We start from the raw sequence: 12,114 nt of genomic DNA, 5'->3' as shown, positions 1-12,114 counted from the left end.
ATCGTCAGTCGGCGTCCGGGTCGTGCTGCGGCTGAGATTTCGGGACCCGCATGCGCACCAGGGTACCGGCGCCGGTGTTCGTCTCGACGACCAGTCCACCGTCGGCACCATACAGCTGGCGGAGCCGGGTGTCGACGTTGCGAAGCCCCACGTGCACACCGTCGTCACCGGCCGTCAGCGTGGTCCGCAAGGCTTCCGGATCCATGCCGACGCCATCGTCCTCGACCGTGATCTCGGTGTGGGTGCCGTCGTCGCGCGAGGCGATGCGGATCTCTCCCCCGCCCTCACCCGGCTCGAGCCCGTGGCGGACCGCGTTCTCGACCAGGGGCTGCACCGAGAGGAACGGGATGACGGTCGCCAGCGTCTCCGGGGCGATCTGCAGGGTCACGCGGAGCCGATCACCGAAGCGGGCGCGCTCCAGTTCCAGATAGGAGTGGATGCTGCCGAGCTCCTCGGCGACCGTCGTGAACTCGCCCTGACGGCGGAACGAGTAGCGCGTGAAGTCGGCGAACTCGAGCACCAGCTCCCTGGCCCGCGCGGGGTCGGTGAGGATGAACGAGGCGATCGCCGTGAGGGCGTTGTAGATGAAGTGCGGGGAGATCTGCGCCCGCAGCGAGCGCAGCTCCGCCTCGGCCAGCTGCGTCCGCTGCGCATCGAGTCCGCCGAGTTCGACCTGGGCCCCGCACCAGTCGGCGACTTCTTCCGCCGCCCGCACGAGCGCGGCTCTGACCGGTGCCGCGAAGGCCACGACGACGCCCACCACGCGGCCGTCGACGAGGATCGGAGCCCCGACCGCCTCCAGGTCGTCCTCCCTGCCCTGCGCCGGGAACACCTGCCTCCGCCCCGAGGCCCCGACCTGGGCGGCGATGCGGCGGGCCGCGGATTCGAGTCCATCGGACGGACCGTCGAACGACACCGTGCCTTCCGCGCTCACGATCGCGACCGCCGCGCTGCCGAGCAGCACTCGCAGGTGACGCGCGGCTTTGACCACATCGGGATCCGAGAGTCCGGCGCGCAGATGCGGCGCCGCCAGGCTCGCCTGATGCAGTGCGGTGAGGGCGGCCTGTTCGGCGTCGCTTCCGAGGTCGGCGGCCCCGCGCGCGAGTCGGCGTGCGAGCAGGAGGAGCACCGAGAGGACGATGCCGCCGAGCACGCCGAGGATCGCTGCGAGAACGACGTCGGTCATGGTCCCAGCCTAGGCACCGGCGTGGCTGCGCTCAGCAGCAGCGGGCACCGGGGTTGCGATCCTGGTCGTCCATCCGCTGCCGCCAGAACTGCCGTTCGGTCAGCGGCTCCTCGTCCGGATGCTGTCGACGCTGATGGGCGACGTAGGTCGCATAGGCGGTGTCGCCCATCAGGCTCGTCATGTACCAGCGGATGCCGCGACCGGCCCGCGCCGCGGCGCTGAGCAGCGTCCGCAGCAGGGTGGTCGCGGCATCCGTCCGCCTCATGGTGTCGGCCATCTCAGGGGGATCGACATCAGTGGGTCGACGCCTTGCGCTCGTCGGCGAGGATCGGCTCCCACTGCTTCTCGAGCTCACGTTCTTCGGCGCTCGGCAGGAATCCGGCCGGGGCGAAGCGGCGCGAGGCCACGGGCGGCTCCTCGGTGTTCTCGCCGCCGCCGTTGCGGATGGCCCTGATCGTGACGATCACAGCGGTCACCATCACGATGATCGCCAGGGTCACGAAGATGATCGACAGCGTGCCCTGCACGGCGGTGTTGCGGATGACCGCGTCGAGCACCTGCGGCTCGCCGAGTGAGGTGTCTCCGCTGTCGCGTGCCGCGACGTAGCGGAAGTGGTTCGCCCAGTAGCCGATGGCCGGCACCGGAGAGGCGATCTTGTAGAGCGACGCCGTGATGGTCACGACCGCGGTGAACGCCAGCGGCAGGGCGATGATCCACAACCACTTGAAGTAGCTGCGGCCGCGCTTGGCGACGATGGCCAGCACCACGGCGAGCGCGATCGCGGCGAGCAGCTGGTTGGCGATGCCGAACAGCGGGAAGAAGGTGTTGATGCCGCCGAGCGGGTCGGTGACACCGAGGATGAGGATCGCGCCCCATCCGGCCACCATGATCGCCGTGCAGATCCAGACGCCGGGGCGCCACGAGACGTCGCGGAACTTGGGGAACCAGGCGCCGATCGAGTCCTGCAGCATGAAGCGGGCGACGCGTGTACCGGCATCCACTGCGGTGAGGATGAACAGCGCCTCGAACATGATCGCGAAGTGGTACCAGAACGCCATGAGCGCCTGACCGCCGAGGGCCTGCTGCATGATGTGCGCGAGTCCGAGGGCGAGCGTCGGGGCGCCACCGGTGCGGGACACGATCGACTCCTCGCCGACCGCGGCCGCCGTGCCGGTGAGCATCTCGGGCGTGAGATTCACCCCCGTCAGCCCCAGCGAGTTCACGAAGGCGACGGCCCCTTCGACCGTGCCGCCTGTCGCCGCCGTCGGTGCGTTCATCGCGAAGTAGATGCCCTGGTCGATCGAGATCGCGGCGACGAGGGCCATGATCGCGACGAACGACTCCATGAGCATGCCGCCGTAGCCGATGAAGCGCGTCTGGCGCTCCTTCTCGATGAGCTTCGGGGTCGTTCCGGAGGCGATCAGCGCATGGAACCCGGAGAGCGCCCCGCACGCGATCGTCACGAACAGGAAGGGGAAGAGCGGACCGGCGAACACCGGACCCATGCCGTTCTCGCCGAAGATGCTGACCGCGGGGACCGTGATCTCGGGGCGCACCAGCACGATGGCTCCGGCGAGCATGACGATCACACCGATCTTCATGAAGGTCGACAGATAGTCGCGCGGGGCGAGCAGCAGCCAGACCGGGAGCACGGCGGCGATGAAGCCGTAGACGATGATGCCCCAGGCGATGGTGGTGCGGTCGAGGTGGAAGATCGCCTGACCCCACTCGGTGCCGGCGACCCATCCGCCGCCGATGATCGCCGCCATCAGCAGGGCGAAGCCGATGATCGAGACCTCGGTGACCTTGCCGGGGCGGAGATAACGCAGGTACACGCCCATGAAGAGGGCGATCGGGATGGTCATGGCGACCGAGAAGACGCCCCACGGGCTCTCGCCGAGCGCGTTGACGACGACGAGGGCGAGGATGGCGACGATGATCAGCATGATCAGCAGCGATGCGATGATCGCCGCGGTGCCGCCGATCTTGCCGAGCTCCTGGCGGGCCATCTGACCGATCGTGCGGCCGCCGCGGCGCATCGAGAAGAAGAGCACCGTGTAGTCCTGCACGGCGCCGGCGAGCACGACGCCGACGATGATCCAGATCGTGCCGGGCAGGTACCCCATCTGCGCGGCGAGCACGGGTCCGACGAGCGGGCCGGCGCCGGCGATCGCGGCGAAGTGGTGACCGTAGAGCACACGGCGGTCGGTGGGGACGTAGTCCTTGCCGTCCTGCTTGACCTCGGCGGGAGTCGCCCTGCGGTCATCGGGCCGGGTGATGTACTTCTCGATCACCTTGGAGTAGAACCGGTAGCCGATCAGGTACGTGCAGACCGCCGCGAACACGAACCAGATCGCGTTGACGGTCTCGCCGCGCACGATCGCGAGCATGGTCCAGGCGACGGCACCCAGCAGGGCGATCGCGGCCCACAGGATGATCTTCGGCAGGGTCCAGCGGTTCGCCTTCTCGTGATGCTCTTCGGTGAGGGCGACGGAGGGGAGTTTCGGATCGGTGACGATCACGGGCTCGTCGTCGACGAGTCCGGCGCCGTCGCGGCGGCGCGACGAAGGTGCGGTCATGGGGGTCTCCTCGGGGTACGCGACGTTGCGTTCCCCCACGTTAGGAAGACGACGCCGTCGGAGAGGACCGAGGGAGCAGGTGCTGCGACGAGCGGCGCCGTTCACGCGGTGAACGGATGCGCCCGCGCAACACGACAGCACGGCACCCCGTGGCCCTTCGACCACGAGGTGCCGTGCTGTCGTGCTTCCGTATTACTCCCGCTTCTCCCCTCGCGGTGCGGGAGTCGCCGGCGCTGACGTCTGCGGTGCGGGAGTCGCCGGCGCGGTCGTCTCCGGAGCCGGGGTCTCCGGCGCGGGAGTCTCGGGCGCCGGAGTCTCGGGTACCGGAGTCTCGGGCGCCGGGGTCTCCGGAGCCTTCGCCTGCGGCACGTCGACCGTCAGCACGGTGCGGACATCCGACTCGCCGTACTGCACGACCCCGAGGTAGCGGGTGCCGGCGGCCAGGCCGGTCCAGCTGAGGTCGTACGACGTCTGCGTGCCGCGGACCGCGGCGAGCGGGTTCGGCGTGGCGGTCAGGTCTCCCTCGCCGTCGGGCAGCACGTTGGCGTAGGTCATGTCCCACGTCATCGGGCCCGTCGTCGAGTAGATGTTGGCCACCACGAGGTACGTACCCGCCGTCGGCGACGGGATCGTGACCTGCTCATCCGCCGAGCCGGTCGCCGAGCGCCAGCGCTGGTAGTACTGCAGGTCGTCCGGGCTCACCACGCGGTACACGGTGAGGTCGAGATCGCTGCCCTTGTCATCGGAAGAGTCGAGGTCGAACCGCGAGAGCGTCGTACCCTCCGGCACGTTCACGATCCACGACACGTCCTTGTTCGCATCACCCGACTTCTCGTCACCCGAGTGACCCTCGACCGGGTTGTCCGCATCGGCGAGCAGCTCGAACGGAGTCAGACCTGAGAGTCCGAGCGCCAGATCTCCGGTGAGACCGGGGGTGATGTCCACCGACGTACTGCCGTCGACACCACTGCCCGTGACCTCGGCCGGAGCATCGGCCGTGACCGGGAACAGCGCGATCGGAGAGCGCACCGAGTTCTTCGCACTCGTCCAGGTCAGCGAACCCGTGGCCCACTGCTCCACCGGAGCGCTCGCGTTGTCGAACGTGACCGTGAAGGTCTTCGTCTGACCGGGGCGATCGAACTTCAGCTGCTGCGGCGTGACCTTGATGTTCACTCCCGGCACGGAGGCCTTGGCGGTGAACGTGCCCTTCTCGGTCGAGGTGACCGTGCGGGTGACGGTCTGCGCGCTGGTCAGCGAGCCGATCGAGATCGACGCCTGGTTCAGATCGCTGCCGTCGATGGGATCGATGCCGGGGAAGTCCGACAGCCCCTTCCCGTCGAGGAACGCCGCCCAGTCCTTCACACCATTGAGGTAGAGCAGACCCGGGTTCAGGTACCGCTTCGGATCGACCTGACCCGCACCCTGCTCGAACGGGTTCGTGTTCTTCGATCCGTCGGGCAGCACCGTGTCGTAGGCGGTGGTCATCATCGCCGACTTGATCTCAGCGGGCGTCGCCTTCGGGCGCTCACCGAGGTACAGGGCCGCGAGACCCGCGACGTGCGGCGAGGCCATGGACGTGCCGGAGAGGATGCCGAAGGTCGGCTTCTCGCCCGGAGCGTTCTCGGTCGCCGCGAGGATCGCGACGCCGGGAGCCGCGATGTCCGGCTTCATCACGTCGCTGCCGTCTGCCAGCATCGGTCCACGGCTCGAGAAGCCTGCGATCTGCGGCGTCGGGGTGGTGACGCCCGTGGTGTTCTCCCCGACGAGCGTGATCGGACGATCCACGCCGCCCTGCACGTACGCGAGCACCGCGGCGCGGTGCACCGCGTTCAGGTGCACGGTCGGCACCGAGTGGAAGTCGTTGTCGAGCGAGTCGGCGCCACCGGGCACGTTCACGAGGACCATGCCCATGCCCCCGGCATCCTTCACGACCTGCGACTTCTCGGCGCGGGCGTTGCCGCCACGGTCGCAGACCACGATGTGTCCGGCGACCTTGGCCGGATCGAGGGTGCCGGGCAGGCAGAGCTGCGGATCCTTCGCTCCTGCTGCGGAGGCATCGACGGCGGCGATGGACGGGCCGGTGACCCTCTGACCGAACGGCACGCTCACCGAGGCTCCGGCCTGCGCGAACCCGTCGAACTGCACGGTGCCCTCCCAGGTCGGGATGGTCGAGGCGGCGACGGTCGTGTACCAGGGCGATGCGTGGTCAGCCGTGACCGGGGCGGGGCCGTCGTTGCCGGCGCTGGTCGCGACGAAGACGCCGGCAGCTGCGGCGTTGAAGAATGCGAGGTCCTCCGGGGCCATCACAGTGCTGGCGGCGCCGCCGCCGATGGAGTAGTTGATCACGTCGACGCCGTCGGCGACAGCCTGATCGATCGCGGCGATGAGGTCGCTCTGCGCGCAGATGTCATCGTCCTTGGTCGACGTGTCGGGGCCGACGTAGCAGGCCTTGTAGGCCGAGATCTTCGCGGCCGGTGCGACTCCCGAGACCGTCCCGAAATCGACGTTCTCGATGCTGGCCTTGACCTTGAAGTTGCCCGCGGCAGTGCTCGCGGTGTGCGAGCCGTGGCCGTCGCCGTCACGCGGCGAGAGGTAGTCGTACTGGAAGTCGAACCCGGCGGCCTCGGCTCCGGCGTAGAAGTACTGTCCGCCGATGAGCTTCGAGGAGTAGTCGCTCTTGTCCCAGTCCTGGCCCTCGACCATCGCGGCCTGGAACTGGCCGCCGTCGGACTTGTCGAAGTAGACGTAGGTGCCGTCGGTGTAGGGCTGACCACCCTTGTTGCGAGTGTTCTGCTGCTTCTGCTTCTTGATCTTCTTGCCCTCGAAGGAGGGGTGCTCGGGGGCGATGCCGGTGTCGATCACACCGACGACGACGCCTTCTCCGGCCTTCTCGACTCCTCCGGTCTGCTGCCACACGCCTCCGCGGCCCTTGCGGTCGTCGCCGAGACCGAGGTAGTCGGTCGAGGTCTGCGCATCGGGGTGGCGGATCTCGTCGGGGTAGACACCGAGCACGTCCTTCGAGGCACGGAGCGCATCGACCTGTTCGCCGCTGAGGTCGGCGCTGAACCCGTTCAGCACCACCTGATACGTCGTGTCGGGGGTCACGCCGATGTCGCTGACGAGGTCGGTCTGCTCGGTCTGGAGGTGCTCGACGTAGCGCTGCGAATCCTGCGACTGCGTCTCGAGCTGCTCGCCTTCCGCGGGCTTGGTGGCTTTCAGTCCCTTCACGTCGCCCTCATAGGTGGCGAGCGGATCCGACTTCATCACGACGATGTAATGTCCGGGGGTTCCTGCGACGGGGACGGGGTGCGTCACCTCCTCCGTCGCGGCGTAGCCGGTGGTTGCTGTCGATGCGATGAACAGCGTGGCCAGGGTGGCGGCCGCTGCCATCCGGAGGGGTGTTCGACCCATGTGGTGCTCCCGATGATCACGGTGCAACCGCGTTGCTGCACCGCGGCCAACATAGTCCCGCCCTCAGCGATCGACGCGAGATCTGGTCGATCGACCAGTCGGCATTCGCCGATCGACCAGGGTTATCCACGGCCGCCCTCCCGATAGGTCGACAGTAAGCTGGAGAGGTGGCCCGTACCTCCGTCCTGTCGACCCGAGTACTGCTCGTCTGCGCGGCGATCGGAGTCGCGACGGGCATCCTCGCGGGCATCGCCGGATGGGTGACGCCGGTGCTGCTGGCGAGCCCCCTGCTGTTCCTCTACGGCCTGGTGCTCGGCTCGCACGTGCTGCCGGGCATCATCGCGCAGGAGGTGCTGCGCCTTCCGCTCGTCGCGCTGATCACTCATGTGTTCGCCGCGCTGATCGCGAGCGCCTTCAACCCGGCGTGGGCGCTGCGCTTCATCGGCACGGCACTGCTGTTCGGCCTGATCCAGGAGGGGGTGGCCGCCCTCACCCGCTATCGCTCCTGGGGGCCGTGGCGGTTCTTCATCTCGGCGGCGATCATCGGGATGTTCGTGGCCGTCGTGGTGTTCTTCGCCGCCCACCTCGCGGTCATGCCGCTGTGGGCGCAGATCCTCTACCTCGCGATCTCGGTGCTCGGACCGATCGCGTGGACCGCGGTCGGCCTCGCGATCGGCTCCGCGCTCAGTCGCGCGGGCGTCGCCCGTCGATAGGCGCTCGACCCGCATGGAGAATCAGGTAAGGCTCAGCTAAGTTAGAAGCGTACGATCCGCCGACCCGGGACTTCGCCGTGCGCCCATCCGCGCCCCTGCTCCGCGTGCGTGACCTCTCCCTCACCCACGCCGATGCGGCGCACCCCTCGCCGCGCGACGTGACGTTCGACATCGATGCCGGAGAGGTCGTGCTCCTGCTCGGTCCCTCCGGTTCCGGCAAGTCGACGCTCACCCTCGCGCTCAACGGACTGATCCCCCACGCCCTCCCCGCGACGCTGGTCGGCACCGTCGAAGCCGGGGGCATCGACACTGCCAGCGCGCAGACGGCCACGCTGAGCACACACGTCGCGATGGTCTTCCAGGATCCCGATGCGCAGATCGTCACCGGCAGCGTCTACGACGAGGTCGCGTTCGGCCCCGAGAACCTGCGGCTTCCGCTCGACGTGGTCGAAAGTCGCGTCGAGGAGGCACTGCGTCGGGTCGGACTCTGGGAACGGCGCGACGAGAACCCCGACCACCTCTCCGGCGGCGGAAGGCAGCGACTCGCGATCGCCGGAGCCCTGGCGATGGGCTCTCCGCTCATCGTGCTCGACGAGCCGACGGCGAACCTCGATCCCCAGGGCATCGACGACGTGTACGCCGCCCTCTCGGAGGTCGTCGCGACCGGCGACCGCGCGATCCTGCTCGTGGAGCACAACCTCGACGCGGCGATGGCTTTCGTCACGCGCGCGATCGTGCTCGACGGCGACGGCCGGGTCGCCTTCGACGGGCCGGCGGCCGAAGTCATCCGCGACCACGCGGATGAGCTGGTCCGGATGGGAGTGTGGCTTCCCGCTGTCACCCTGGCGGCACTCCGCCTTCGGGAACGGGGATTCTCGCTCGCCCTCCTGCCGCTGTCGCCGCAGGAGCTCGCCGCAGCGCTCGATCGTGAGGACGTCTCGCCCTCCACCCCTCGGCGCGCAGCCGACGAGATCTCTCCACCCTCCGGCGAGGCGACGGCACGTGTCGAGCCGATCATCCGCGCTCGCGGGCTGACCGTGCGCCGACGCCGCACCGAGATCCTGCACGGGATCGATCTCGATCTCGAACCGGGCAGCCTCACGGCGATCGTCGGTGCGAACGGCGCGGGCAAGACGACGCTGATCCAGGCGCTCGCAGGGGTCGTGCCACCGCCTCGTGGCCAGGTGCGGGTCGACGGGATCGATCCGGGCACCGCATCGCCGCGCGACCTCGCCGCGCGCATCGGGTTCGTCTTCCAGAATCCCGAGCACCAGTTCATCGCCCCCACGGTGTTCGACGAGCTGGCCCACGGACTGCGGCTGCGGCACGTACCGGATGACGAGATCTCGACCAGGGTCGGCGAGATGCTGGCCCGCTTCGGCCTCGAGCACAAGGCGGGCGTGCATCCGTTCCTGCTCTCCGGCGGCGAGAAGCGAAGACTGTCGGTGGGGACGGCCCTGATCACCCGCCCGCGGGTGCTGGCGCTCGACGAGCCCACGTTCGGACAGGATCGCGCCAGAGCCGCCGAGCTGCTCGACCTGCTGCAGAGCCTGCGCGCTGAAGGCACGACCATCGTGATCGTCACGCACGACCTCCAGCTCGTGGCCGAGCACACAAGTCATGTGGTGGTCCTCGCCGACGGGCGCGTGCGTGCGGCCGGTCCGACTGCGACCCTGCTGCAGGACGAGCGGCTGTTCGCCGACGCGGGGCTGCGCCTGCCCCCGCTGCAGCGCGTGCTGGCCTCGGCCGGGCTCGGGGCGACCGCGTGACCGCGACGACCTTCGATCCGTACGCACGTATCACGGCGACGTCGCGGCGGCAGTTCCTGTATGCGTTGAATCCGCTCGCGAAGGTCGCCGGGTTCGCGCCGGCGATGGTCCTGCTCGTGTTCGTGCGCGACCTCGCGACGCCCGCCGCTTTCCTGATTCTCGCCTACGCGCTGATCCTGGTCGGGGCGCGTCTCACGGTTCGGCTCCTCGCTCTCCTGCTGCTCGGGCTCCCGGCCGGCATGCTCCTGGTGGGCATCGGGTTCTCCGTGTGGGTCGACACCGGACTCGTCGCGGGCAGTTCCCCCGTCTTGCGGATCGGCGACTGGACCCTCTACAGCGGAGCGCTCCTGATCGGCTTCGCGACGGCGCTGCGGCTCGGATCGATCGTCGCTCTCGCGCTCGTCGGCGGGCTCACGACCAGTGGGCCCGACCTCGTGCGCGCCAGTGTGCAGCAGCTGCGGGTGCCGTACCGGATCGGCTACACGGCACTGGCAGCGTTCCGGTTCGTGCCGCGGTTCGGGCATGAGCTCGCCGTGATCCGGGCGGCCCACCGGGTGCGCGGTTACCACGGCGGACGCGGACCGTTCGCCCGCATCGCCCGCGGGTGGGGCTACATCGTGCCGCTTCTCGCCGGCGCGATCCGTCACGCCGAGCGGGTGGCGCTGGCGATGGACTCGCGCGCGTTCGGTGCGCATCCCACCCGCACCGAGCGGCACCTCGTCCCGTTCCGCACACGCGACACCGTCTTCACCATCGCGACCCTGCTGGCATCCGCGGCCATCTTCGTCGCCTTCTTCCCCTGGCAGCTTCCCTGAAAGGCACCCGATGGCATTCAGCAAGATGGTCAAGCCCGAGACCACCGAGCTCATCCACCTGGTGGTGCTGCGTACGGAACGCCTGTCGGCGCACTGGATCAGGGTGACCCTCGGCGGCGGCGAGATCGAGAAGTTCCGCCCGATGGGGTTCGACCAGTGGTTCCGGCTGTTCCTGCCCATCGGCGGCGACGCGGGCCTCGACCGGGTGCCGGCGAAGGCCAACAAGATGTTCGGCTACCTGAAGTTCCTGCGCATCCCCGACGGCGAACGTCCGGTGATGCGCAACTACAGCGTGCGGGCATATCGATCGGCCACGGCTGACGCCGGCGCCGAGATCGACGTGGATTTCGTGCTGCACGGCTCGGCGGCCGACGGAACGGCCGGCCCGGCGTCTCGGTGGGCCGAGGCCTGCCGGCCGGGCGAGCACGTGCTGATCATCGACGAGGGCCTCACCTTCAATCCGCAGCGCGGAACGGATCGTGTCGTGCTGGTCGGCGATGAGACCGCCCTGCCCGCGATCTCCTCGATCTGCGCCTCGCTGCCGTTCGACGCCGTCGGCATCGCGATCGTCGAGACGCCGAGCGAGGAGGATGCGCTGGAGTTCGCCCGCCCCGCCGGCATCGAGGTGGTGTGGATCGTGCGCCCGCACGATGTCGCCCCCGGCTCCCTCGCGCTGGAGACGCTCGGCCGCACCGCGCTGCCGGAGGCCCCGTTCCATGCGTACGCGGCGGGTGAGCAGGCGCTCGCATCGGGTGCCCGCAAACACCTCGTCGGCGAGCGCGGGGTGGACAAGAACGCCGTGAGCTTCTGCGGATACTGGAAGATCGGTGCGGCCTCCCCCGCGTCGAAGGCCGCCCGCGAAGCTGCCGCGGAGCCCCTGGCGTGAGCGCGGATGCCGCGGGCCGGACGCCCCGCACCGGCGGACGGTTCCGCTTCCCTACCGCCATCCTGCTGACCTGCGCGGCACTCGGCGTCGCCGGAGCGGTGCTGCTCGCACCGATGAACTGGTTCTCGACCGTGCTGACCGGGCCGCTCCCGTTCGTGGGCATGGCGCTCGCCGGTCTCTGGCTGCTGCCGTCGGTGATCGCGCTGCGGCTGCTGCGTCGCCCACTCGTCGGCCTGCTCGTTGCCCTGATCGCCGGCCTCGTCATGGTGCCGTTCTCCGGGTATGGTTTCCGCACCGTGCTGACCAATCTCTGGTGGGCGGCATTCACGGAGCTGCCGTTCCTCTTCGTGCTCTGGCGCTACTGGGGCACGTGGATGCACTATCTCGGTGCGGTCACGGTCGGCATCGTGTACCCGATCTCCGCGTGGGCATGGTTCGATCTCGGGTCGATGTCGTTCTTCGCCCAGATCGCGTTCTTTGCCGTGACCATCGCGAGCTGCGTGGGCGGCACGGCCCTCGGCATTCTGGTCGCCGACCGTCTGCGCAGAGCCGGAGTCGGTGCGACCGGTGGCGACGGGGCCGGAGTCCGCAGGGCCTGAGTCCGCAGGCATCGCTGAGCCTCGAGAGCACAGGCGCCGACGTCACGCATCGACGTCATCAGGCACCGCGTCATCAGGCACCGCGTCATCAGGCACCGCGTGATCAGGCCGGCGTCGTCGTCAGGCGGGCGTCGTCGTCAGGCGGCGATGTCGAAG

General features: G+C 69.1%; 9 protein-coding genes. 5 read left to right on the top strand and 4 right to left on the bottom strand.

Annotation, left to right across the window (positions count from 1 at the left end; genetic code table 11):
• Nucleotides 1-4: 4 nt before the first annotated feature.
• The 4 genes from L687_RS24620 to L687_RS24610 form a co-directional block, all read right to left on the bottom strand.
• The gene (locus L687_RS24620) at nucleotides 5-1,186 is read right to left on the bottom strand and encodes a sensor histidine kinase (RefSeq protein ID WP_021198461.1); all 1,182 of its coding nucleotides are present in this window, start codon (nucleotides 1,184-1,186) and stop codon (nucleotides 5-7) included.
• A gap of 31 nt (nucleotides 1,187-1,217) precedes the next feature.
• Nucleotides 1,218-1,463, bottom strand: coding sequence for a YbdD/YjiX family protein (locus L687_RS42065; RefSeq protein ID WP_021198460.1), 246 nt, complete (start codon nucleotides 1,461-1,463; stop codon nucleotides 1,218-1,220).
• Between the two features lie 16 nt (nucleotides 1,464-1,479).
• Nucleotides 1,480-3,765 (bottom strand): carbon starvation CstA family protein, encoded by a 2,286-nt coding sequence (locus tag L687_RS24615; RefSeq protein WP_021198459.1) that lies wholly within the window; start codon nucleotides 3,763-3,765, stop codon nucleotides 1,480-1,482.
• 192 nt (nucleotides 3,766-3,957) lie between these two features.
• Nucleotides 3,958-7,176 carry a S8 family serine peptidase gene (locus tag L687_RS24610; RefSeq protein ID WP_084487242.1) on the bottom strand — a complete coding sequence of 1,073 codons (3,219 nt, stop codon included), beginning with the start codon at nucleotides 7,174-7,176 and terminating at the stop codon, nucleotides 3,958-3,960.
• Between the two features lie 167 nt (nucleotides 7,177-7,343).
• On the opposite strand from L687_RS24610, the gene L687_RS24605 reads away from it, so the two are divergent.
• The 5 genes from L687_RS24605 to L687_RS24585 all read left to right on the top strand — a co-directional run bounded on the left by L687_RS24605 (nucleotide 7,344) and on the right by L687_RS24585 (nucleotide 11,958).
• Entirely contained in the window at nucleotides 7,344-7,889 is a 546-nt protein-coding gene (locus L687_RS24605) for an ECF transporter S component (RefSeq protein ID WP_021198457.1), read from the top strand.
• A gap of 77 nt (nucleotides 7,890-7,966) precedes the next feature.
• Nucleotides 7,967-9,658, top strand: coding sequence for an ABC transporter ATP-binding protein (locus tag L687_RS24600; protein WP_021198456.1), 1,692 nt, complete (start codon nucleotides 7,967-7,969; stop codon nucleotides 9,656-9,658).
• Nucleotides 9,655-10,473 carry an energy-coupling factor transporter transmembrane component T gene (locus tag L687_RS24595; RefSeq protein WP_021198455.1) on the top strand — a complete coding sequence of 273 codons (819 nt, stop codon included), beginning with the start codon at nucleotides 9,655-9,657 and terminating at the stop codon, nucleotides 10,471-10,473. Before L687_RS24600 ends, L687_RS24595 begins: the two co-directional genes overlap by 4 nt.
• A 10-nt stretch (nucleotides 10,474-10,483) precedes the next feature.
• Nucleotides 10,484-11,359, top strand: coding sequence for a siderophore-interacting protein (locus tag L687_RS24590; protein WP_021198454.1), 876 nt, complete (start codon nucleotides 10,484-10,486; stop codon nucleotides 11,357-11,359).
• A complete protein-coding gene (locus L687_RS24585; protein WP_021198453.1) occupies nucleotides 11,356-11,958 on the top strand; it encodes an ECF transporter S component in 603 nt (200 codons plus the stop codon). The genes L687_RS24590 and L687_RS24585 overlap by 4 nt, the downstream gene beginning before the upstream one ends.
• Nucleotides 11,959-12,114: the final 156 nt, after the last annotated feature.

This window comes from Microbacterium maritypicum MF109 (assembly GCF_000455825.1).
GTDB lineage: Bacteria > Actinomycetota > Actinomycetes > Actinomycetales > Microbacteriaceae > Microbacterium > Microbacterium maritypicum_A.
Note: the sequence above shows the minus strand (reverse complement) of the source record. Positions and strands in the feature narration are given on the sequence as shown.